The 22342-nt window shown below is 58.9% G+C and carries 21 protein-coding genes; 9 read left to right on the top strand and 12 right to left on the bottom strand.

The features are described from left to right. Positions 1-93 precede the first annotated feature (93 nt). Together V6M90_RS23175 and V6M90_RS23170 are read left to right on the top strand one after the other, a co-directional pair. Positions 94-492 carry a helix-turn-helix domain-containing protein gene (locus V6M90_RS23175; RefSeq protein ID WP_042944555.1) on the top strand — a complete coding sequence of 133 codons (399 nt, stop codon included), beginning with the start codon at positions 94-96 and terminating at the stop codon, positions 490-492. 58 nt (positions 493-550) lie between these two features. Further along, positions 551-3322, top strand: coding sequence for an ATP-binding protein (locus V6M90_RS23170; protein ID WP_332847191.1), 2772 nt, complete (start codon positions 551-553; stop codon positions 3320-3322). Here the strand turns inward: V6M90_RS23170 and V6M90_RS23165 are convergent. Both V6M90_RS23165 and V6M90_RS23160 read right to left on the bottom strand, forming a co-directional pair. After that, a complete protein-coding gene (locus tag V6M90_RS23165) occupies positions 3269-4738 on the bottom strand; it encodes a winged helix-turn-helix domain-containing protein (RefSeq protein ID WP_332847190.1) in 1470 nt (489 codons plus the stop codon). The genes V6M90_RS23170 and V6M90_RS23165 overlap by 54 nt on opposite strands. Before the next feature lie 149 nt (positions 4739-4887). Next, a complete protein-coding gene (locus V6M90_RS23160) occupies positions 4888-5838 on the bottom strand; it encodes a GlxA family transcriptional regulator (protein WP_332847189.1) in 951 nt (316 codons plus the stop codon). Between the two features lie 180 nt (positions 5839-6018). Between V6M90_RS23160 and V6M90_RS23155 the strand changes: the two genes are divergently transcribed. The 7 genes from V6M90_RS23155 to V6M90_RS23125 all read left to right on the top strand — a co-directional run bounded on the left by V6M90_RS23155 (position 6019) and on the right by V6M90_RS23125 (position 11912). Continuing rightward, on the top strand, positions 6019-6741 hold the full coding sequence (locus tag V6M90_RS23155; protein WP_078824347.1) for a pirin family protein: 723 nt from the start codon (positions 6019-6021) through the stop codon (positions 6739-6741). Between the two features lie 145 nt (positions 6742-6886). Next, entirely contained in the window at positions 6887-7234 is a 348-nt protein-coding gene (locus tag V6M90_RS30265; protein ID WP_408637332.1) for a hypothetical protein, read from the top strand. A 173-nt stretch (positions 7235-7407) separates the two neighbouring features. Further along, on the top strand, positions 7408-7950 hold the full coding sequence (locus V6M90_RS23145) for a thioesterase family protein (RefSeq protein ID WP_332847187.1): 543 nt from the start codon (positions 7408-7410) through the stop codon (positions 7948-7950). A gap of 304 nt (positions 7951-8254) precedes the next feature. Continuing rightward, positions 8255-8983: a winged helix-turn-helix domain-containing protein gene (locus V6M90_RS23140; protein ID WP_078732861.1), complete on the top strand. Its 729-nt coding sequence runs from the start codon at positions 8255-8257 to the stop codon at positions 8981-8983. Next, positions 8976-9668 carry a YuxH family protein gene (locus V6M90_RS23135; protein WP_003173494.1) on the top strand — a complete coding sequence of 231 codons (693 nt, stop codon included), beginning with the start codon at positions 8976-8978 and terminating at the stop codon, positions 9666-9668. Before V6M90_RS23140 ends, V6M90_RS23135 begins: the two co-directional genes overlap by 8 nt. Positions 9669-9700: 32 nt before the next feature. Then, positions 9701-10273, top strand: coding sequence for a winged helix-turn-helix domain-containing protein (locus tag V6M90_RS23130; RefSeq protein ID WP_003173493.1), 573 nt, complete (start codon positions 9701-9703; stop codon positions 10271-10273). A 247-nt stretch (positions 10274-10520) separates the two neighbouring features. Continuing rightward, positions 10521-11912 carry an undecaprenyl-phosphate glucose phosphotransferase gene (locus V6M90_RS23125; RefSeq protein ID WP_042944550.1) on the top strand — a complete coding sequence of 464 codons (1392 nt, stop codon included), beginning with the start codon at positions 10521-10523 and terminating at the stop codon, positions 11910-11912. 87 nt (positions 11913-11999) lie between these two features. On the opposite strand, the gene V6M90_RS23120 is transcribed toward V6M90_RS23125, so the two are convergent. The 10 genes from V6M90_RS23120 to V6M90_RS23075 form a co-directional block, all read right to left on the bottom strand. Beyond that, complete coding sequence (locus tag V6M90_RS23120; RefSeq protein ID WP_305429345.1) at positions 12000-14090, bottom strand: YjbH domain-containing protein; 2091 nt, start codon at positions 14088-14090, stop codon at positions 12000-12002. After that, the gene (locus tag V6M90_RS23115) at positions 14087-14818 is read right to left on the bottom strand and encodes a capsule biosynthesis GfcC family protein (protein WP_408637333.1); all 732 of its coding nucleotides are present in this window, start codon (positions 14816-14818) and stop codon (positions 14087-14089) included. Before V6M90_RS23115 ends, V6M90_RS23120 begins: the two co-directional genes overlap by 4 nt. Before the next feature lie 32 nt (positions 14819-14850). After that, positions 14851-15510, bottom strand: a complete 660-nt coding sequence (locus tag V6M90_RS23110) for a YjbF family lipoprotein (protein ID WP_003173489.1) — start codon at positions 15508-15510, stop codon at positions 14851-14853. A gap of 14 nt (positions 15511-15524) precedes the next feature. Beyond that, positions 15525-16637 carry a polysaccharide biosynthesis/export family protein gene (locus V6M90_RS23105; protein WP_017527342.1) on the bottom strand — a complete coding sequence of 371 codons (1113 nt, stop codon included), beginning with the start codon at positions 16635-16637 and terminating at the stop codon, positions 15525-15527. Between the two features lie 87 nt (positions 16638-16724). After that, positions 16725-16958, bottom strand: coding sequence for a hypothetical protein (locus V6M90_RS23100; protein WP_042944548.1), 234 nt, complete (start codon positions 16956-16958; stop codon positions 16725-16727). Positions 16959-17388: 430 nt separating this feature from the next. Beyond that, positions 17389-18282, bottom strand: coding sequence for a dTDP-4-dehydrorhamnose reductase (gene rfbD / locus V6M90_RS23095; protein WP_332847186.1), 894 nt, complete (start codon positions 18280-18282; stop codon positions 17389-17391). A 2-nt stretch (positions 18283-18284) separates the two neighbouring features. Continuing rightward, entirely contained in the window at positions 18285-18824 is a 540-nt protein-coding gene (gene rfbC, locus V6M90_RS23090; RefSeq protein ID WP_332847185.1) for a dTDP-4-dehydrorhamnose 3,5-epimerase, read from the bottom strand. Further along, positions 18821-19699: a glucose-1-phosphate thymidylyltransferase RfbA gene (rfbA, locus tag V6M90_RS23085; RefSeq protein WP_065878778.1), complete on the bottom strand. Its 879-nt coding sequence runs from the start codon at positions 19697-19699 to the stop codon at positions 18821-18823. The genes rfbC and rfbA overlap by 4 nt, the downstream gene beginning before the upstream one ends. A 51-nt stretch (positions 19700-19750) precedes the next feature. After that, positions 19751-20818 carry a dTDP-glucose 4,6-dehydratase gene (gene rfbB / locus V6M90_RS23080; protein WP_332847184.1) on the bottom strand — a complete coding sequence of 356 codons (1068 nt, stop codon included), beginning with the start codon at positions 20816-20818 and terminating at the stop codon, positions 19751-19753. 68 nt (positions 20819-20886) lie between these two features. Then, complete coding sequence (locus V6M90_RS23075) at positions 20887-22293, bottom strand: mannose-1-phosphate guanylyltransferase/mannose-6-phosphate isomerase (RefSeq protein WP_017527337.1); 1407 nt, start codon at positions 22291-22293, stop codon at positions 20887-20889. Positions 22294-22342 lie beyond the last annotated feature (49 nt).

Below are 22342 nucleotides of genomic sequence, written 5' to 3'. Positions count from 1 at the left end.
AACTCGTCAGCCGGACGGTCCGGCAACAAGATTGGCGCCATCTACACTGGATCCATTCACCGGGAACGCTCCCATCGACTGCGGATATCTGTCATGGCCCGACTTGAGTACTGTGCCCCTCGCTTGCCCACCACCGGCGGCCTATGCCCCCGGCGCGAACGCATCGCCAAGCAACTGATCCTGGCCAATCTCGGCGAAAGCCTGGCCATCGCCGACCTGGCCCAGGCCTGCGCCCTGTCGCGCAGCCATTTTTCCCGCGCATTCAAATGCACCACCGGACTGTCGCCCCAGGAGTGGATTCGCCAGCAGCGCATCCAGCGCGCCAAGGAGTTGATCACCCAATCGTCCCTGAGCCTGACGCAAATCAGCCTGGAGTGCGGGTTCTGCGACCAGGCGCATTTCTGCCACATGTTCACCCGCAGCGAAGGCGTCAACCCGATGACCTGGCGAAATCACCAATTACGCAACAAGCCTCAAGAGATTGCCGCCTAGTGGTCCGCGCGCTCCTGGCCTATGCTGGTCACCTCCCGTTCCCAGAGCATGGCCACCCATGAGTGACCTCAACGACCAGGCCGTGCATTTCGGCCCCTACCGCGTCCATCCGCGCCAGCGCCTGGTGCTGGAGGCCGGTCGCCCGTTGCGCCTGGGACGACGGGCGGTGGATATCCTGCTGGTCCTGTTGGAACACGCCGGCAATGTGGTGAGCAAGCAGGAGCTGATCGCCAGGGTGTGGCCCAAAAGCGTGGTGGAAGACGGCAACCTGCGCGTGCATATGGCGGCGTTGCGCAAGGCGTTGGGCGACGGCCAGGCCGGGCAGCGCTATATCGTCACGGTGGCCCAGCGTGGCTACAGTTTTGTGGCACCACTGAGCATCGAACCGATGACGCTACCCACCGAAGGCGTACCCCAACGCCCGAGCCATAACCTGCCCTTGCGGCGCACCCGCATGATCGGCCGCCAGGCCCTGATCGACAGCCTGGTGCAGCAGTTGCCCGCACAACGCTTCATTACCCTGACCGGCGCCGGCGGCATCGGCAAGACCACCGTCGCGTTGCGCGTGGCGGAGGTGCTGATCGGCAATTACCGCGATGGCATTCGCCTGCTGGACCTGGCGCCCCTCAGCACGCCGTCGATGATCCTGCCCTACCTCGCCAGCCTGCTCGACCTCACCCACACCGAACACGCGCCGCTGGTGACCTTTGCCCGCAGCCTGCACGAGCGCCAGTTGCTGCTGGTGATCGACAACTGCGAACACCTGCTGGACGACATTGCGCTGATCTGTGAAACCCTGCTGCGCCATGCGCCAGAGGTGCACATCCTGACCACCAGCCGCGAAGCCCTGCGGGCCGAGGGTGAATACGTACAGCGCCTGGAACCGCTGGCCTGCCCACCCGCCGCCGGCAACCGCGCCCAGGCCCTGGGCTACCCGGCCCTGCAATTGCTGATCGAACGGGCCATGTCCCACCAGGACAGCTTTGAACTGGGCGAGGCCGAACTGCCCCTGGCAATCGATATCTGCCAGCGCCTGGACGGTATTCCCCTGGCAATCGAACTGGTGGCGGCGCAGATCGAGCGTTTCGGCCTGCCCGGGCTGCTGGTGCAGATGGAAGACAACTTCCGCCTGCTGACCCGTGGTCGACGCAGTGCCCTGCCCCGCCACCAGACCTTGCGCGCCACCCTGGACTGGAGTTTTGAGCTGCTGACTGAATGCGAGCAGATCTGCCTGCGCCGCCTTGCGGTGTTTCGCGGCGGGTTCAGCCTGGCCAGCGCCGCGGCGGTCATCGCCGGCGAGCAGATCGCGCCGGCCCAAGTGCTGGGCTCGATCACCCAACTGGTGGCCAAGTCGTTGCTCAATGTGGAGGCCGCCGATGATGAGATGGTCTATCGCCTGCTGGACATCACCCGTACCTACGCCCTGGAAAAACTCAGCGTTGCCGATGAGCTGGACGCCACCCGCGAGCGCCACGCGGCGCGCTGCCTGGCGTTGATGGAGCAGGCCCAGGCGGATTGGCAACAGACCGCCACCCAACCGTGGCTCGACCGCTACGCGCCGTTGCGCGAAGACGTGCGCGCCGCGCTCGACTGGGGCCTGGCCGAGGGTGGCGGTCACCTGCTGGCGATCCGCCTGACCGTCAGTGCGATGCCTTTGTGGCAGGAGCTGTCATTGCTCAGGGAGCACGATTTGTATGTGGGCAAGGCGCTGGCGCTGATAGGCGTGGTGAACGCACCGTGCATGCGCTTGAAAATGCAATTGCAGCTGGCGCTGGGCAGCCTGTCCTATCACGCCGTGGGCGGCGCCGCGCAGACCATCGCAGCGTTTATCGACGCTCGGCGCTTGGCCGATGAGCGCCAGGACCTTTCCGGACAGTTGCGCGCAATCTCGGGGCATATGGCGGTCAATCTGTGTGCCGGCCTCTATCGCCAGGCACAGGAACAGAGCCTGCAATTCGAGCGCCTGGCCCCGCGCACCGATCCGCTGCTGGACCTGAGCGCCCAGCGTCTGCGCGTGCTGGCGCACCATTACAGCGGCAATCAGGTGCTGGCCCGGCAAAACGCCGAGCAGGTGATTCAGCGCATGGCCCACAGTGGCCACCTCAACCGGTTTGGCCGCTGCATCGGCGTGCAATACGATCAGAACGTCGCGTCGCTGACGGTGTTGGCGCGGATCCTGTGGTTGCAAGGCTTTCCCGAGCAGGCCTGGCGCACGACCCACCAGGCGCTGGAACTGGCGCTGCAGATCAATCACGGCACGTCCATCTGCTATACCCTGGCCCTGGCCGGGGTGGTGATCGCGCGCTACAACGGCGACGACACCGCGGCCCAAACCTTACAGGCGCTGTTGCTCGAACATGCCCACAAGCATTCGGTGCAATTGTTCCAGACCTGGGCCGGGCATTACGCCGGCATCCTCGGTCACCGCGACTTGCAGGGTCTGGGAGTGGTCCAGGACATCCTGATCACGTTGGGCCTGCATGAGGTTGATGAGGCCGGATTGGAACGCGCTCGCCATGGCGATGCGGGCTGGTGCGCCCCGGAAGTCCTGCGGCTGCACGCGGAACAACGGCTGCGCCAGGATGACCTGAGCGGCGCGCAGACCCTGTTGCTTGAGGCGATGGAGCTGGCGCACCGACAAGGCGCGTTGGCCTGGGAGCTGCGCTGCGCGGAATCATTGGCAAGGCTGTGGCGCACCCAAGATCGCGTGCAGCCGGCGCGCGACCTGTTGAGTGCGGTCCATGGGCGATACACCGAAGGTTTTGCCACCCGCGATCTAGTCCGCGTACGCCGCCTGCTCGATGAGCTGCAGGACAAACGGCCGGCCTGAAAACGGCCCCAGGTAGTGCCCGTCACCCTGCTGCAGACGTGCCACCTGCTGCGGGTCACGCAGTTGCGCCAAGGCATAGCTGCGCACGCAATGCATCAAGCGATAACGTTCTGGACCGAGGCCGGGCTCCACCGCCAGCAGCGACATGTTCACCAGTCGCCCCAGTACATACGCCAGGTCGGCATGCTCAAGCTCAGTGCCCGCCACCAGTTGGGTCAAAGTGGGCAAGGTTACCGCCATCTTGAACAGGCCCAGTTGCAGGAACAGCCAGCGCTGCGGCAGGCTCAGGCGCTCGTAGCTCCAATCCAGCGCCGCCGTGAGCGACTGATGACGCTCCACCGCCGTGCGCCGTCCCCGTGTCAGCACCTGCAAGCCTCGACGCAATTGTGCCTGCAAGCCATGCACGCCCAACGCGTGGACTTGCGCGGCCGCCAGCTCCAGGGCCAAGGGAATCCCATCCAGCCGCCGACAGATATCGCGCAGCGGCGCCAGGTCCTGAGGCCTCAACACGAACCCCTGCTGCCCGGCGCGCGCTCGCGCGACGAAGAGCTGCACCGCCGGGCACGCCAATGCCTGCTCGACACTGCCCAACGCCGACGGTGCCGGCACTGCCAAGCGCGGTACGCGTTGCACCCATTCGCCGGGGGCCTGGAGGGTTTCGCGACTGCTGATCAACACCGTGACCTGGGGAGCGTTTTCGCGCAGTACGCGCAACAGATGTCGACACGCCGCGAGCAGCAGGTCGGCACCGTCGAGCACCAGCAATAACTGGCGCGTGGACAATTGGCGGCACAGTTCGGTCGCATCGGCGCAGGGCGGCAGTTGCAGCGCGGTTGCCAGATGCTGCAACATCGCAATCGGCGCGTGCACCGTGGCCAGGTCGACCCACCACACACCGTCGCGATAACGCGGCAACACACGCTCGGCCAGCGCCTGGGCCAGGGTGCTCTTGCCCACGCCGGCGCAACCGGTGAGGGTCATCAGGCGTTGCCCGGACAGACGCCGTACCAGCACACCCAACAGTTCTTCGCGACCAAGGACAGGGCTGAGCCGTGCGGTCAGGTTGTGTGGCGGTATCACGGCCTGCACGCGGCCGTGTACCGGCGCGGCGAAGCAATAGCCGCGCTGGGGCTCGTTGATAATGAAGCGTTGCCCGCCAAGGGCGCGGCGCAGGGCGGCGATGTGCACGCGCAGATTGCCTTCCTCCACCACACTGCACGGCCAGACCCGTTCGATCAGGGTGGCCTTGCTGACAAATTGCCCAGGCACTTCGAGCAACACCGCCAGGATATCCAGCGCCCGCCCGCCCAAGGGCACCGGCCAGCCCGCCTTGCTGACCAGCCGCTGTTGGCGGTGAAAGGTGTATACACCGAAACGCAGCGTGCCGTCAGCGTCAATTGCCTGGGAGTTGTTCATGGCTGCAATCGCGCTGAAACGCCCGTTCTTGGGCGTCCGCGCATCCTATTCCGTGGGCTTGACGCTATCTTGCCAGCTACCGGTGACAGGACAATGCTGGCACAGGGAGCGACACGGACAATCGGGTGCGCGAGACGGACATTCTGTCGCTAACTGAACTGTTGTCGGTATTGGGTGGGGTTGAGGCCAAGCTTTTCACTGAACAGAGAGCGCATATACCGCACACTGCCGAAGCCTGCGTGGAAAGCCACGGTCTTGAGCGGCAGGTCGGTGCTTTCCAACAATTGCCGGGCACGGTCGATACGTGCGCCTTGCAAAAAGGCCATGGGTGTCATCTGCACCTCCCTGGCGAACAAACGGGCAAAGTGGCGTGCGCTCATGCCGGCCAACTCGGCCATGGACTCGATGGTGAACGGTTGTTCCAGATGGGCCAGCACATGGTTCTGCACACGGGTGATCGCGGTCTCTTGGGGCGACACGGCGGCGGTCATCGGGCTGAATTGGGCCTGGCCACCCTGGCGTTTCATCACCACCAGCAGCACCTTGGCCACGTCCACCGCGACTTGCTTGCCGTGGTCCTGGGCAACGACGGATAACGCCAGGTCGATGCCCGCCGTGACCCCGCCCGAAGTAATCAGGCGTCCGTCCTGCAGGTAGATGCGATCCGTCTCGACGATGGCCTTGGGGAACGCCTTGATCAGCCGCTCGGTGTAGTGCCAGTGGGTGGTGACGCGGTGATTGTCGAGCAGACCGGCATGGCCCAGCACAAAAGCGCCGGTACAGATGGAGCCGAAGCGCCGTGCCCGTGGGACGGCGGCCTTGAGCCAGGGCAGCAGATCGGGGTGGCATTCGTTATAGGCCCCCGGACCGCCAGGCACCAACAGCAGGTCATAGGCACCGTTGGCCTGTTCCAGCAACAGGTCGGCCTGCACCATCACGCCGTTGGAGGCGCGCAGCGGGCCGGGCTCGGTGCCAATGATGAGGATCTGGTAATGCGCGGCCGCGGGCAGGTAGCGGTTGGCAATGGAAAACACTTCGAGCGGCCCAGCCATGTCGAGCAGGAGGAAGTCCGGAAACAGCGCCATGGCCACGGTTTTCATAGCAAAGAAGTCCATCGGGGAAGGAAAGCGGCGGCCATTATGCCACGTCGCAGACTGTCAACTCTATAGAGACAGTCATTCAGATTTCAGCTTCTTAATGAATCGATCAGCAACCATTAACCTTCTTCTCAACGCCGGAGCCCTGCATGTCGCAGCCCGCTCCCACTTGAGGACACTACCATGCTGACCCTTCGCAAAGCTTCCGAACGCGGTGCCGCCAATCACGGTTGGTTGAAGTCGTTCCACACCTTCTCGTTCGCCAACTACTGGAACCCTGCCGAACAGGGCTTTTCCGACCTGCTGGTGATCAACGATGACCGCGTCGCCGCCGGCAAAGGCTTCGGCCAACACCCGCACCGCGACATGGAGATCTTCTCTTATGTGCTCGAAGGCGCCCTGGAACACAAGGACACCCTGGGCACCGGCTCGGTGATCCGCCCCGGCGATGTGCAACTGATGAGCGCCGGCAGCGGCGTGGCCCACAGCGAGTTCAACCACAGCCAAAGCCGTGGGGTGCACTTTCTGCAAATCTGGATCGTGCCGTCCGTGGCCGGCGCCGAGCCGCGTTATCAACAGGAGCACTTCAGCGAGGCGCAAAAACGCGGGCGCCTGCAACTGATCATCTCGCCGGACGGCGCCGACGGCTCGCTGAGCGTACGCCAGGACGCGCGGGTGTATGCCGGGCTGTTCAACGGTGATGAGGCCGCGACCCTCGACCTGCCGCCCAATCGCCATGTGTACCTGCATGTGGCCCGGGGCAGCGTGGAAGTCAACGGTCAACGCTTGCAGGAAGGCGACGGTGCGCGCATTCGCGATGAACAACTGATCCGCCTCAGCCACGGCGACGATGCCGAGGTGTTGGTGTTCGACCTGCGCCCTCAAGAACTGCCGCAGATGCCATGAAGTGCGCCGTGATGGCCCCGCGAAATGGGCCATCGCTGACGTCGATAGTCACCATCAGCGCAATGAAGTTCTCTTAAAAAATGCAACGCGTAACATCAAACCCATACCCGGCAACACCTACTTAAAACACTTGGAGCACACCCTCATGAAACGCCAAATCTTGCTTAGCCTTGCTTTCTCGGTACTCGCTGCAAACGCATTTGCCCACCCGGTTGTTGCAGAAGGTGGCGCGGACCGCCTGATTGAAAGTCGTGTTGCTGAAAGCGGGGCCGATCGCCTGCAAGGCAACCGTGTCGCTGAAGGCGGTGCCGATCGTCTGCAGGAACGTGGCTTGGCCGAAGGCGGTGCGGATCGTCTGCAGGAACGTGGTCTGGCCGAAGGTGGCGCCGATCGTCTGCAGGAACGTGGTCTGGCTGAAGGTGGCGCCGATCGTCTGCAGGAACGTGGTCTGGCTGAGGGTGGTGCCGATCGTCTGCTGGACAACCGCGCCTGACCCGCCCTGTTCGCGGAGCACCCCAAACCGGCCTGATCAGCCGGTTTTTTTTCGTCTGTTCAACCGGGAATAACCCAACTGCGCACTGCGCCGTAAATATGTCATTTACGGACCTACCTCCATCACCGCCAGGTCCTTACAGTGCTGCCTGGATCAACTGGCAGGCCTCTTTTATGAATCTCTGGTTTCGTTTGCTATACATGCTGTGCCGCCGTCCATGGCGCAAACCTGCACATGGCCTCGCCACCACCGTGGTTCGCATGCGCGTGTGGCCGCTGGACCTGGACATAAACCGACATGTCACCAACGGCCGCTACTTTTCCCTGGCGGATGTCGCACGGATGGATTTCGTCCTGCGCACCGGGGCCTTTCGCGTTGCGTTACGCCACAAGGCGCTGCCCATCGTCGGCGACACCTGGGGTAAATTCCGACGCGAATTAAAGCTGTTCGAGGCGTTCGAGGTACACACCCGCATGCTCGGCTGGGATTCCAAGTGGAGCCTGATGGAACACCGTTTTGTCAGCCGTGGCCGCGTAGTCGGCGTGGTCGTGATGCGCGGACTGTTCCGCTCGGCCAAGGGCACCCTGCCTCCCGCTGAGTTTGTGCGCGAACTGGGCCTGGCGCAGGATTCACCACCGATGCCGCAATGGCTCAAGGACTGGGCTCAGAGTTGCGATGACATGAGTGGGCAATTGCGGGCAGAGGAGCACGCCTGAAGAGACCATTCCCTGGAACGCCTGCCCTCTAACGACTTGCGCTCCGCAACGGGCAAGACTGAACCTTGCACCGTGTAAAAATCGTTGGGACTAAAATACTTAGCGAACATTCCAAGTATGCACTAGCCTATTGCTTAAGTTCAGGTACCCCCCCCTCGCAACAACCCTTTAACTTTCTCGCCCCCCGAAAAAAGCACGACAAATGTTAAAATTTGTCACTTTTTACCGTATTCAATTCGATTAGTATCTAAATGCTAGCAGCTATTGAACTGTCGGCCATGCATGCAAGAAAAGGGAGTGGGTTATGCATTTTTCCAATGTCCTCGCTATTGCACGGACTCAATCGAAATCGGAGGACTTTCGGCAGTTGATAGCTCGGACTGTACCGAATGATTTAAAAGTCGACACACGCTGCTACTGTCAACTAACTGACGCCAAAGAAAAACACGGGCATTACCATGCCGTCATTATAGAAATCGATACGCCCTCTGCCCTCAATCAAACGCTGGACATTATAAGAAAGACTCGGAGCGACAACCCGGGCTGTACTATATTTGTCGTTGTGACGTTTGCATCCACCTTGAGCAAGACAAAATACTACCTGGCCGGCGCTGATTATTGTGTCAAGGTGGTAGAAACTTCTCCTGAAAAAAAACTAAGCCTATTTGATGCTTTTCTAAGTGAAAACGCTCGTCTCAATTGCTGCGGTCTGATGCTCGACCAAGATCGCATGTGTCTTTTTGGCGAAGGCAAAAAACTGGAAATATCCTTTGTTGAAATGAAGGTACTGGAAGCCCTCATGCAGAACAGGCTCCTTAGTCACAATGAAATAGCCGAAGTCATGGGTCTTAATACCAAGCATTACGACTCCAGAGCGCTGGAAAAGTCTATCAGCCGTCTGCGCAGTAAAATCAAGGCGCACTACGGTGACAACATCATCCAGAACATTCGCGGCTATGGCTACAAACTCAGCCGAGGACTTATCCACACCAACCATTTCCAACCCATCGAGGAGAGGCCGAACCGTGAATAGCGAACAACTATCCCCTGCAGACGTTGTGCACTTCACGATAACCCGACAGGCCATCGTCGAGCGTAGCCAAGCATTGTGGGGCAGTGAAATCGCCGTATCCGGCACAGGGGATCGCGTGCAACTTGACAGCGCCTATAGCCAAGCGCTGCAACATACCCTGCCGCGCCGCAAAACACCCCAAGTTGTCAGTCATAGGCTTGTGAAGATAGATCAGGCTGCGTTAATGAACGAAGCTCTGATAAAAGACATTTTTCACGTGGCTCAGACACTGGAAAAACAAGGGCATGCCTTTACGCTCAGTATCGACAATCCGCTGGACACGCTGCCAGGGCCCGTAGAACGCAGGGCAATGGTACGCCAACTGTATAGACTCAAAGACCAGAACTGTATCAATTTGGCTTATGACAACTACACACTCGATACAAAACCCGGTGACCTTTTAACCGATCTGAAACTGTACGACTACATCAAAATGCCCCTCCCGGACTCGGCCCTTCGGCTTAGCCTGAACACCCGCTCCGGTCTGTTCGATCGGCTCTACGACCACATGCTGGAATTGATCCATGCCACCCGAGTGCGCTTTATCGCCAAAAATGTCGAGTTTTTCGATAGTGCAATGTTGGCTAAAAATTTGCCATTCGAATACTTTCAGGGTGGCTATTACTCACCTGCCGACCGTTTATAAAAACCTGCCTTTTTCCGATCTTGGTAGACACTATGAGCTCTCTCAAAAAATACGCTTTCCCCCCCACACTTCCCGCTATCGCACTGCAGGACTTTACGCCCAATGCAGAAATGTTCCACTACGACTTGAATGCGCTGGCCACGCACACCCTCACCTTGCCTTCACAGCCGTTTGACGCTATGCGGCAGGAGTCAAGAATGCCAACGCCCAAGACCGCTGATGGCCCGCCTAATACCCACACACGTCCTGCGGACAAAAAACCCGAAAGTACTCATCTATATCCCCAGGACATCTGGCTGCTTACCCAACATGATCGAATACTGGTCAAAGGCGACCTGCGTATTTCGTTGACCACCATCGAATCGGCGCTGATAAAAAAAATGCTGCACCACGAAGAACGCGTGGTCAGTAAGGAAGAGTTGATCCGTAATATAGGCCGCGAGCCGGACCACTACCGAGGCTTGGAGATGTGCCTCAGTCGTTTGCAGGAAAAGTTCAAGCGGGTCAATGATGGCGAACGCCTATTCCGCGCGGTCAGAAACCGTGGCTATTGCCTCACGCAGAAAATCAAGAAGCCGTTAGAGCTGAACCCATCGCGCCGTTAATATAATAAAAAATACAGGTCCTATCACGCACCCCACCTATTACCACCCTCTTATACCTGCCCATTTATAACACACTTCTTGATAACAGCATGTTCCTCACTTTGTTATAAGTCGTCAGCCACTGACCCCGACCGTTCATTACTATCCATGGGTACGCGCTTGCGCGTGCCTGTCGTTTTAATGCGCTTATACCGCAACTTAATTAAACCCTGCCACTACGTGCGTGGTCGCCACCGGGAGCAGAACTATGCTGAACAATACTAGAATGCATCGCAACCTGACCCCCAAGGGTCTGACGTTCTGGGGCCAATGGACGCTTGCGTCAGGCTTGGTCGTTGCAGTGTTGTTTATGTTGGTATTTTTAAAGACAGGCCAACTTGAGCACAACTATCGAGTGCTCGCCGCCTTTACAATACTGGCGTCCCTCCCAGCCTACAGCCTGTGCGATGTATACAGCAAAAGAGATGATTATGCCGTGGGCTTGGGACGGCTGTTCATGGGTTGGCTGTTGACGGTGGGCATATTATTTGCGGTGGGCATAGCCTGCGAAGCAGGCACACTGTTCCCACTGGAAACGTTATTACTGTGGGCCGCACTGAGTTATCCGTTACTAGCCCTGTGTTATATCCCCTTGCACAGCCTGTCACGCTATTACCACCGCCAACTTCATGAGCGGCAAAAGTCATTGATCGTGGGAAACGGAAAACTTGCCGTGGACCTGGCCCGAACCCTCTCTCGCCAAAAACGCTCCCCATTGGTGGGCTTGGTCGGCTGCTACGCCGAAGCGGTCGAAGGCGCGCAGCCGCAGATACTCGGTGATCTGCCGCACTTGCCGCAATTGATCCGGCAACACGGCATTCGTCGGCTCTATATCACCCACTCGCTGCAGGAAGCCACGCACATCGAGGCGTTGTACCTCAACCTGCTGGACATCAGCGTGGATGTGATCTGGGTACCCGACCTCAATAACATGCTGCTACTCAACCATTGCGTGGCCGAAGTGGATGGGCTGCCGGCGATTTTCCTCAATGAAAGCCCGTTGACCAGCCGCCCCACCGCCGCCCTGAGCAAGTCGCTGCTGGACAAGAGCATCGCCTTGCTGGCGATCATCGTGCTGAGCCCGGTGCTGTTGCTGTTCGCCCTGCTGATCAAGCTCACCTCGCCAGGCCCTGTGATTTTCAAGCAGGAACGTCATGGCTGGAATGGCGAGGTGATCAAGGTGTGGAAGTTTCGCTCGATGCGCGTGCATGACGACCATGAAGTGCGCCAGGCCAGCCGCAATGACTCGCGGATCACCCCGGTAGGCCGGTTTATCCGCCGCACCTCCATTGATGAGCTGCCGCAGTTGTTCAACGTGTTGCAGGGGCATATGGCCCTGGTCGGCCCACGGCCCCACGCTATTGCGCACAACGACTACTACTCGGGGAAAATTCTTGCCTACATGGCCCGCCATCGGATCAAGCCCGGCATCACCGGCCTCGCCCAGGTCAATGGCTGCCGGGGCGAAACCGAGACCCTGGAGAAGATGCAACGGCGCGTCGACATCGACCTGCACTACATCAACAACTGGTCGCTGTGGCTGGATATCAAGATCCTGGTGAAGACGCCGTTTACGCTGCTTTCAAAAGACATCTACTGATAACGGCCAAAGGTGGGAGGGAGCGTGCTCCCTCCCACCTTTTTTATCCGCGTTATCCGCGCGGCAGGCTTGCTCGCTTCAGCCTGTCTACTCGGTGATCTTCTCGAAGTTGTTGTAGAACCGCCCGCTGTCACGCCCCTCTGTCATCGTGTGCAATGAGTAGGCACGGTTGAGGCGTGCCCCGCCATCGCGGGTCAGGGGTGACCAGACTATATTGGCGCGACGCATCGTCGAGGTACTCATGAATTCGTCGAACGGGATGGAAATATAGATCCCTTTGTCGAAACTGCCCTCGCCGTAGTCCGCCTTCGAGGCGGTCGTGAGTGTGACCCATGCGCCAAATCTCACGCCGTTCTTGAACTCGCGCGACAGATCCACGGTGGATCCCCAATCACGCGCCAGATAACGCCCGACACTGACAGCCGCCTGCACATCACCCGGCAGTTCGGTGTAGCTGGTGACATGGCCGGTCACCGTTTGATAGTCACGCAGCCCGAACCCCTGGTTGAAGTCACGCTGGCGCACGACGTTCACGTCGGCGCCTACTGACCAGCCTTGCCCCACGGGCCGATAAAGCACTTCGCCGCCGACCCCGGCGAACATGGATTCCAGATAACCGCCGTAGACCATGCCATACAGGTTCTGATCCAACTGCACCGCATGGTTGAGCTGGAACGTCGGCATCGTTACGTCGGAGGTGGTCAGGTACTTACGCAGGTCGGTGCGCACGCGCGGCAACCCGCTCGGCGCATCGTAGGTGAACTTGTCATAGTTGTTGTACAGGTTCGCGCTGAGCATGCCGCTCCACCAGATATCGCGGGTAAAACGGTACTGCGCGTCGGCATCGGCGCTGAACTGATAGAGCAACCCGTCAGGGCCGCCGATGTTCTGTTTGTAGCCCAGGCCAACGCCATAAGTAAACGGGTCCAGGGCCTGGGTATAGAGGGTTGTCTCCCGATGGGCGAGCGCCGGATTGACCTCAGTTGCGCGGTGGAGATCCTGCAGCGGCCGATCATTCTTGAGCACCGCGCGGAAGGTGTCACGCGGCACGCTGGTCTCTTCTATCGACATGTCGTAACGCTGATCGACCAGGGTGAACCATTCGACGTCCTGGTTAACGCTGTTGTCGAGAATTCGGCTAGCCCGCCCTACCGCCTTGGCCGGGTTGAAGTAACGGGACTGTTCGCCATACACCAACAACTCCGGACCGCGCTGGGCAATGCGCTTGACCTGGTAGCCGGCGTTTTGCTGCAACCGGCTGGACACATTCGCCCAGTTCACCTGATCCAACGGGGTCGACGGCACCTGCGGCGGCAGCGGTTCGGCAGGAGAGTCATAGGTTTTGACGGGGGCCTTGCGGCTGAAAAAGTTGGTGTGCAAGGTAATGCCGAACATCGCAGTATTGCCGCGTTCCCAAGCCGCGCTCAGGTCGACGCTGTCGGCCAACTTGTAGACGACGCCGACGTTGATCGGCAGGTCTTGCTTGATCGGGTTGTCCAGCGGCTCATTCTTGTAATCATTGCCTTCGTATTCAAGTTTCAGGCTCAGCGGCTCCCAGGGGGTCTGATAGGCAATCCCGGCAAACAACGAGGGGTGGCCCCTGAAGTAAGCGTTGGTGTTCACTTCACCCGCCCTGGCCACATCCGCATCGCTTTGCGGCCGGTCGTTGAATTGGCTGCCCACTATCGCCAGCGGGTTGCTGAAATCGCCCCGGTTGCCCAAGTAACCCCAGGCAAGACCCAGGCTGAAATCAAGGTCGCCGTAACGCTTGTTGGCGACGAAATACTCGCTGGAGAACAAGCCTGTCCCGCCGATGTCACGGGCGCCGATTGCGGCTTGCGGAGCCCAGTGGCTCTCCTCCCAAAGCCGCGCTTTCACATCGATGGCCTTGTCCTTGAAGCTTTGATTGCCGCTCAACGCCTCCGGGCCGTACTGCCGGTTAGTGATCGCGGTATAGCGGAACGAACCCTCCAGCCAATCAAAGGGCTGGAAGGAAAAACTGTAGCGCGAATAGGGGTCTGTACGACTGGCGGTAGCGCTTAATTCCCCGACAGGCGCCATGCGCGCGGTGGGTGTCTGCAACAGACCGACACCGCCAAAGTCATTTTGGGTGTAGCGCGGTTCGCCATGAACCAGCCCACACGGCAAGAGCAATGCAGCAGCAAAACGTAGCTTCAAGGGGCCACCTCAGCCAAGGGTTGAGTGGCGAGAAACTCGGCCAACTGTTCATTGAGTTCAGGTGTCGGCGATTGCAGATCATCACTTCGGATAGGCACCAGGATCCGGCTGCCGGGGGCAGGCATAACACCTTCCTCATGGTTCCATGGCGCCACGCCCAGGCGCCTCACGTGGCCATCGGGCTGAATCAACCACACATAATCGCTTTGGGCGTCGCTGAGAATCGCGCAGCGCCGGGCGTACACCCAGGCTTCTTGCGCTGCGGCATAAGGCACCTGACAGGTCTGCTCCACCGCTCCCCACACTTCGACGGTGGACGGCCGAGCCGGATAAATCAGGCGGTCGCCCTCATCGAGCGGGCTATCAAGCGCAAACCCTACCTCCAGGGCGATCGGATCAAGCACCGCAACCTGGCGCCCGGTAACCGGCAACCGCTCCACTTGCTTATACAAACGCGCGCTCAATGCAGCGCGAGTATCACGCCCCTCCAGCAAGGCGACTTGCTGCAGCAATTTCAGATCGAACAACACCCCGGCCTTCAAGCGGGCCTGCGGGCCTTCCAGGGAACGGTGCAGCCACGCCGCGCCCAACCAGTAACTTTCGGCGTTGGGCTGGGTTGCAAGGATCACGTCCCGCAGACGTGTGCCGGGTTGGACGGCGAGGTTGCCGGGGCTTCGGACATCGCCGCTGACGGCGATGTCGGCCTGGCTTAGCCCCGTGGCGAACATGCACGCGCCGAGCAATAAAAGGCTTGGATACTTCACCGGACAGCCTCCCGATCAGGGCGCAATTGCACTATTTTCAGAAAAATCTGCGGCGTCAGGTGCTGCTCGCTTTGCATGATGAAACCGTCCTGGGGGTCCACCCAGTAACGATTGGTCGCGCGAAAATCCAGATCGGGTATCGCCACCTGCTCGTCGATTCGCAGCAAGGCGTAGTCCCTGTTCAGAATCCGGATAGGTTCGATGTCGTGCCTGCTGAAACGGCTATTGACGCTAAGGCCGACGCGGTAGCCTTGGTAGATATCGATCCAGCGCGTGCTGGTATGCCCGTCGTGCAGATGCTGCAAACCGTGCTTGAACGGCGACTCTCCATCAAAGCGCGTGCCATCGAGCGACACCCCCAACCCGACCGTGCGCACCACCAGGCCGTCGCGCATCAGCAACACCTGGTTGCCGGATGCGAGCCAGAACTGCAGGTCGCCACGTCGACGCGCCATGGCCATCACGCCCTCGCTGGTAACGGTCGTCACCAGAATTTGCGGATACGGCACGGCCGCTACCTGGGCCGGAGTCAACTCCAGCGAGGCAGGCCCCTGGGCGGACGCTTTGAACGTGTCCCATGAAGCCTTCATCAAGGGGTTGCACCCACACAGCAGTAGCGCCGTCGTCAGAACGGCACCGGTATGCAAAGTTTTCACGGATTGACTAAGCCTTATCTGCTGTTGGCTTCACTGAGATTGTTGACCGAGCTGGCCCCGGTCCCGAGGACACTGGCCGTAGGCAGAAGCTGGCTGATCAGGCGGTTCCAGCGGGTCACGCCGGCCGGGCCGACATACACGATATCTTGCGGTTGCAGGTCGAAACGGGTGGCCAATACCAGGGCGGACGGCGACTCGGCATTCAGTTGGAACACCTGGGCCGGCTCGGTTTCCAGATTGCCCGCGCCTCGGATCACGTACACCGCGTTGCCATTGGAGGTGGTCTGGTTCAAACCGCCCACGGTGCCCAACGCATCAGACAAGTTCATCGACTTGCTCTTGAAGCTCAACGCCCGGGGTTGGTTGACCTCCCCCATCACGTAGATCCGTTTGAGGTCGTTGTAAGGCAAGTACAACTGGTCACCGCCTTTGAGGTAGACCTTATGCAGTGGCGAGTCCCGGCGGTTGAGGGTGTCCAGGTCCAGCGTGTATTCGCGACCATCGCGCGTCAGCGTCAGCCCCGAAAGGTCAGCATTCATCGGGTCTACCCCAGCGGCGCCGATAGCTTCCACCACGCTCAGCGCATTGGTAGTGATCGACTGTTGACCCGCTTTTGCCACGGCGCCGGAAACCACCACTACCTGGCTGGCAAAGCGCAAGACACTGACATCCACCTGAGGGCTTTCTACAAACTGTGACAGTCGCTCGGCGATATACGCCCGTAGCTCTTCGATGGTTTTACCGGCGGCCGGGACATTGCCGATATAGGGGTAAAACAGCGTGCCATCCGGCCGCACCAGACGGCCGTTGGCATCCAGTTGTTGTTGCGGGCCGGAAGGCGCCGTCAACTCGGGGTGATCCCACACCGTAATAAACAACAAGTCATTGGCGCCGACGCGATAACCGCCCGGAATATACGACAGCAGTTCGGGGGCAACCGTCTCGCGAACATGCAGGGCGGCATCCATGGCAATCAGCTTCGGCGTGATGGGTATAAGCTCCACCCGGCTACTCTCGGGAGAGCCGTCACGTGTCAATTGACTGGTGTCCATATGTTGGCCAGGGGAAAACATACAGCCGTGCAAGGTAATACTTGCCAGCGTCACAGCAAAAAGCCTTCGGGTCATAATGGCACTACACTAGTCGGGGACAAGTCCAAACAAGATCACCCAGAAGGTTCTGAGTGATCTTGAACAACACACTTCGCAGGGGGTTCAACGGGTACCCGTAGTTCCGGTGGTGCCCGAGGTCCCTGTGGTTCCGCCATTGGAGCTTCCTCCGGAGCTTGATGCCGCCGCCACGGCGCCGGCTACCACCACCGCCGCCACCACGGTCTCACCGACCGTGACAGCGCCTACCACCGGGGTGCTCAAGCTTAGGGGCTCTTCAGCCGCCCATACGGTGGTGCTCATTAAAACCAGCAAGCTGGCGGTAAACAGTTTCTTCATAGCAGACTCCTCCTCAACATCAACAAGTTGATATTAAGAGACGGTGATGGAACAGCAGGTATATAGACTTTGGCGTATCAGCCGAACACACTCAGCTATGCGCCAGTCTCGTTTGGAGCATGTCATTTATAAGTGCTGCATGCCATACAACAGCACTTTGCATGCATCACGCACAGGCCGCAGAACCCGTCGCGAACATTGAACACGTTTAAGGATATTTGCGGACTTTCAGCGCTATAACAGCGATGTTACGCGCAATGTTGCAGCCGCCAGCGTCCGAGCCAACCGCCCCACTGTTATTATTCGTCAGCCTTACCGAAACGGCGTTCTGTTAAATAATGATATTCACGCGTACCGCGACAAAAAATAACATTCGCCCGTGAAAACCCAGTATTAACAGGCGCAAGTATCACGGCCCTGACCGGGCAGTTTAGATAACAAATGATGCACTTCCCAGTTGTTGCAATACCTGTTGCAGCTCTACCTTCCAACTGCGCGTCGACACCCCATAATCCTGTTCGAGGGTCTGGCAATCCAGCACGGACCAGCCCGGACGTTTGGCTTGCGTCGGGAACTCGGCGGAGGTAATCGCCTTCAACCGAGGTTTCTTTTCAAGCAGCGCCTCTGACCGCGCCTGGTTGAAAATCTCATCGGCAAAGTCATACCAGGTGCAAGCAGGCGCACCGCTGTAGTGGTACACGCCCCATTTGAGCATGCCGTCGCGGCGAAAAATCGTCGCCAGCGCCCACAGGGTGTCGGCGATACTGCCGGCGGAAGTCGGGCAACCACGCTGGTCCGCGACGACGGCCAGCTCATCGCGTTCACGTCCAAGGCGAAGCATGGTTTTAACAAAGTTGTTGCCATGCGCGCCGAACACCCAACTCGTTCGCAAAATCACATGGCGCGAACAATGCTGCTGCAACTGCTGCTCACCCGCCAGCTTGCTGGAACCGTAAACGCCTGAAGGTGCGGTGACGTCAGCCGGTGTATAGGGGAGCGTGTGGTTGCCATCGAATACGTAATCGGTAGAAATATGCAGCACGGCAATACCCTGTGCCTGCGCTGCGCGCGCCAGGTGCGCAACGCCATCGCGGTTCACCGCATAAGCCCGCTCGATATCGCTCTCAGCCTTGTCTACAGCGGTATAAGCCGCCGCATTGATCAGCAGTTGCGGCTTGATCCGCGCCAGGACCTCCTCGACCTGAACCGAGTCACTGATATCCAGCTCACCCGAACCATAGCCAATCACGTTGAACCCGGACGGTGCCCTGAGCAGCAGCTCGCGCCCGACCTGCCCCTGTGCTCCGGTGACGATTACACGCATGGTCATTCTCCGCTCAGCAAGGCGCGCAAGCGCGGGTGGCGCTGATCTTTTTCCGATAACAACGGCGAACCCAGAGGCCAGGCGATGCCCAGGTCCGGGTCATTCCAAACAAGCCCACCCTCGTCTTTCGGGTCATACAGATCGGTGCATTTGTATTGAAAGTCGGCGGTATCGCTCAACACGCAAAAACCGTGGGCATACCCCGGCGGTACCCACAATTGGAGGTGGTCCTCGGCGGTCAATTCAACCGCCACGTGTTCACCACAGGTCGCAGACGCCGGGTCGATGTCTACGACCACATCGTAGACCGCGCCTCGGGTCACCCGCACTAACTTGCCTTGAGGACGGCTGCGTTGGAAATGCAGCCCACGTAACACGCCCTGTGCGGAGCGCGAGTGGTTATCTTGCACGAACGGCTGTTCAATCCCAATGTCGCGATAACGCTGCTGCTGGTAACTCTCCAGGAAGAACCCGCGGGCATCACCATAAACGCGGGGTTCGATAATCAGCACACCGGGCAACCTGGTTTTGATGACATTCATTTCGCAGGCTCCGAAGCGAGTACCTGTGCCAGGTATTGGCCATAACCGGTTTTGCGTAAATCCGTGGCTTGTCTATCCAGTTGCGCCGCCGACAACCAGCCCTGGCGGTAGCCCACTTCCTCAAGGCAAGCCACTTTGAGCCCTTGGCGTGCTTCCACGGTCTGAACGAAATGCCCGGCCTCCATCAAGGAGTCATGGGTGCCGGTGTCGAGCCACGCGAACCCACGCCCCAGCACGCTGACGTGCAAATCCCCACGCTGCATGTAAGCGTTGTTCACGTCGGTGATTTCCAGCTCGCCACGCGTTGAGGGCTTGACCTGCCTGGCAATGTTCACCACGTCGTTATCGTAAAAGTACAGGCCCGTGACCGCGTAATTGGACTTGGGACGCTCAGGCTTCTCTTCAATGCTGATCGCCTTGCCGTGGCTGTCGAAGTCGACCACGCCAAAACGCTCGGGGTCGCTGACACGGTAGCCAAAGACGGTAGCGCCGCTCTTGCGCTGGGACGCTTCATGCAGCAACGCGCTGAAGCCGTAGCCATAGAAAATATTGTCGCCCAATATCAGCGCAACATTGCTGTCGCCGATAAAGTCTTCGCCGATGATAAACGCTTGCGCCAAACCATCCGGGGACGGCTGTTCGGCATAACTGAGCTCAATGCCGAAAGAAGAACCATCGCCCAGCAGGCTTCGAAAACTGGGTAAGTCTTGCGGCGTCGAGATAATTAATATCTCGCGGATACCGGCCAGCATTAAAACCGACAACGGGTAATAGATCATCGGCTTATCGTAGATGGGCAGCAGCTGTTTGGAGACGCCGCGGGTAATGGGATGCAAGCGCGTGCCGGAACCGCCCGCCAGAACAATGCCTTTCATGGAGTGCTTCCTTTTTGAAAATGTCGATGGGTGAGGCAGTGTTTAACCAGTTCAAGCGTTCTGACCCAGGCGCTCCGGCCGGTACTGACCATTGAGTACGCGTTGCCACCACGTCTTGTTTTGCAAATACCACTGGACGGTTTTGCGTATACCGCTTTCAAACGTTTCGTGAGGCTGCCATCCCAGCTCACGCGCAATCTTGCCGGCATCAATGGCGTAACGAAGATCGTGACCTGGCCGATCTTTAACAAAGGTGATCAAGTCACGATAACGTTCCACGCCGGCCGGTTTGTCGGGCGCCAACTCTTCGAGCAGCGCGCAAAGCGTTTCCACGACTTCAATATTGGTTTTCTCGTTGTGGCCGCCAATATTGTAGGTTTCGCCGACCGCGCCCCGGCACAGGACTTCACACAGCGCACGCGCATGATCTTCAACAAACAGCCAGTCCCGCACCTGCAAACCATCGCCATATACCGGCAGCGGCCGGCCATGAATGGCATTCAGAATCACATGGGGGATCAACTTTTCGGGGAAGTGATAAGGACCGTAGTTATTTGAACAATTGGTCACCAGCACGGGTAAGCCATACGTACGCTGCCAGGCCCGAACCAAATGATCCGAACTGGCCTTGGACGCTGAATAGGGCGAGCTGGGCGCATAAGGCGTGGTTTCCGTGAACAGGCTATCGGGGCCGTCCAGGTCGCCATAGACCTCGTCTGTCGAAACGTGGTGGAAGCGAAACCGGTTTTTTGCGTCAGACGCCAACGCACTCCAGTAGCGCCGGGCCGCTTCAAGCAACGTATATGTCCCGACAATGTTGGTCCGGATAAAGTCAGCGGGGCCATCGATAGAACGATCGACATGGGATTCCGCCGCCAGATGCATTACCGCATCCGGGCGAAATGTCATGAAAATCTGGTCCAGTGCCGGGCCGTCCCCTATATCGGTTTTAAAGAACTGATAGCGCGACGAGTTTTCGACACTGGCGAGTGAATCGGTATTCCCCGCATAGGTCAGTAAGTCGAGGTTCGCGACGCTGTGGTTTTCATTTATCAGGTGGCGGACCACGGCTGATCCAATGAAACCGGCGCCACCGGTAACGAGGATTTTTTTAAACATGAGTGAAGATCCTGAGGGTGGAATAAAACTCGATCGAGGCCCGTTATTGATCAGCGGATCGCCGGCGTTCACGCTCGGCCATATTTATCTTCAAAGCGCACGATGTCGTTCTCACCCAGATAGGAGCCGGACTGTACTTCGATCAGTTCAAGCGGGATCACGCCCGGGTTTTCAAGCGCATGCACTTGACCGATAGGGATGTAAGTGGACTGGTTTTCAGTGACCAAGTAGGTCTTCTCTCCATTGGTCACCTTGGCCGTACCGCTCACGACGATCCAATGCTCCGCCCGGTGATGATGCATCTGTACCGAAAGCTTGGCGCCGGGTTGCACAGTGATACGTTTGACTTGATAGCGGTGGCCTTTGTCTATCGAGTCATACATGCCCCAGGGGCGATAGACTTCGCGGTGATTGACGTACTCGTGCCGGGCGGATTGCTTGAGCCGCTCGACTATTTTCTTTACGTCCTGTACCTGGTCTTTGTGCGCGACCAGGATCGCGTCATTGGTTTCGACAATGACCAAGTTCTCGACACCGACCGTTGCAATCAGGCGGCTGTTGGCGTGAACGTAGGTGTTGAACGTGTTCTGGGCAACGACATCGCCCTTCAATACGTTGCCTTCGGCATCTTTGACGAATGTATCGGCGAGCGCGGACCACGAGCCGATATCACTCCAACCGGCGTTCATCACGACCATGACCGCGTCTGCGGTGCGCTCCATCACCGCGTAGTCAATGGAGTCTTCGGGGCAAGTAGCAAACACATCACGGTCAACTCGGGTGAAGCTCGAATCCCTGGAACCGTTGTTCAGCGCCTCACTGCAAACAGAAAGGATCTGCGGGCAGAACTTCTGCAGTTCCTCCAAATAACGGCTGGCACGAAACAGAAACATGCCGCTGTTCCAGAAGAATGTTTTGGCCAACAGGTATTGTTGAGCCAGATCCAAGTCCGGCTTTTCGACAAAACGGTTCACGCGAAAGCCGCACTCGCCGACAGGCTCGCCCTTCTCGATATAGCCGTAGCCGGTTTCCGCATACGTCGGAACAACGCCGAAGGTGACTAACTTACCGTCCAGGGCCAATGGGAGGGCGCAGTTGATACTTGCTTGAAACGCTTGCACATCCTTGATGGTGTGGTCCGCCGGCAAGATCAACAGCAAGGGGTCCTCCCCATCGGCAGTGGCCTGCAATGCCGCCAATGCCAGCGCCGGCGCCGTATTACGGCCGACGGGTTCAAGCAGTATATTCGCGTCTTCCAGCCCCAACTTGCGCAGTTGTTCAGCGGCCAGAAAGCGATGTTCTTCGTTGCAAACAAGCCTGGGTGTCCGTACATCCAGCCCCTTCAACCTCTGGATAGTGGCCTGAAGAAGAGAGATGTCAGTGTCCACCAACGATAAAAATTGCTTGGGGTTTAATTGACGCGACAACGGCCACAGGCGCGAACCCGTGCCTCCAGATAAAATCACCGGAATCATGTGACACCTCATCGAAAAGTAAACGTCAGGATCAGCTTGAAATGATCAA

The sequence above is a fragment of the Pseudomonas lactucae genome (assembly GCF_036688725.1).
GTDB lineage: Bacteria > Pseudomonadota > Gammaproteobacteria > Pseudomonadales > Pseudomonadaceae > Aquipseudomonas > Aquipseudomonas lactucae.
This window is presented reverse-complemented; position numbering and strand designations above follow the sequence as displayed.

Bases quoted from the DNA above. Each gene is read 5' to 3' on its own strand.
- V6M90_RS23175 (WP_042944555.1), top strand. From the start codon at position 94: ATGGCCCGACTTGAGTACTGTGCCCCTCGCTTGCCCACCACCGGCGGC.
- V6M90_RS23170 (WP_332847191.1), top strand. From the start codon at position 551: ATGAGTGACCTCAACGACCAGGCCGTGCATTTCGGCCCCTACCGCGTC.
- V6M90_RS23165 (WP_332847190.1), bottom strand. From the start codon at position 4,738: ATGAACAACTCCCAGGCAATTGACGCTGACGGCACGCTGCGTTTCGGT.
- V6M90_RS23160 (WP_332847189.1), bottom strand. From the start codon at position 5,838: ATGAAAACCGTGGCCATGGCGCTGTTTCCGGACTTCCTCCTGCTCGAC.
- V6M90_RS23155 (WP_078824347.1), top strand. From the start codon at position 6,019: ATGCTGACCCTTCGCAAAGCTTCCGAACGCGGTGCCGCCAATCACGGT.
- V6M90_RS30265 (WP_408637332.1), top strand. From the start codon at position 6,887: ATGAAACGCCAAATCTTGCTTAGCCTTGCTTTCTCGGTACTCGCTGCA.
- V6M90_RS23145 (WP_332847187.1), top strand. From the start codon at position 7,408: ATGAATCTCTGGTTTCGTTTGCTATACATGCTGTGCCGCCGTCCATGG.
- V6M90_RS23140 (WP_078732861.1), top strand. From the start codon at position 8,255: ATGCATTTTTCCAATGTCCTCGCTATTGCACGGACTCAATCGAAATCG.
- V6M90_RS23130 (WP_003173493.1), top strand. From the start codon at position 9,701: ATGAGCTCTCTCAAAAAATACGCTTTCCCCCCCACACTTCCCGCTATC.
- V6M90_RS23125 (WP_042944550.1), top strand. From the start codon at position 10,521: ATGCTGAACAATACTAGAATGCATCGCAACCTGACCCCCAAGGGTCTG.
- V6M90_RS23115 (WP_408637333.1), bottom strand. From the start codon at position 14,818: ATGTTCGCCACGGGGCTAAGCCAGGCCGACATCGCCGTCAGCGGCGAT.
- V6M90_RS23105 (WP_017527342.1), bottom strand. From the start codon at position 16,637: ATGACCCGAAGGCTTTTTGCTGTGACGCTGGCAAGTATTACCTTGCAC.
- V6M90_RS23100 (WP_042944548.1), bottom strand. From the start codon at position 16,958: ATGAAGAAACTGTTTACCGCCAGCTTGCTGGTTTTAATGAGCACCACC.
- rfbD (WP_332847186.1), bottom strand. From the start codon at position 18,282: ATGCGTGTAATCGTCACCGGAGCACAGGGGCAGGTCGGGCGCGAGCTG.
- rfbC (WP_332847185.1), bottom strand. From the start codon at position 18,824: ATGAATGTCATCAAAACCAGGTTGCCCGGTGTGCTGATTATCGAACCC.
- rfbA (WP_065878778.1), bottom strand. From the start codon at position 19,699: ATGAAAGGCATTGTTCTGGCGGGCGGTTCCGGCACGCGCTTGCATCCC.
- rfbB (WP_332847184.1), bottom strand. From the start codon at position 20,818: ATGTTTAAAAAAATCCTCGTTACCGGTGGCGCCGGTTTCATTGGATCA.
- V6M90_RS23075 (WP_017527337.1), bottom strand. From the start codon at position 22,293: ATGATTCCGGTGATTTTATCTGGAGGCACGGGTTCGCGCCTGTGGCCG.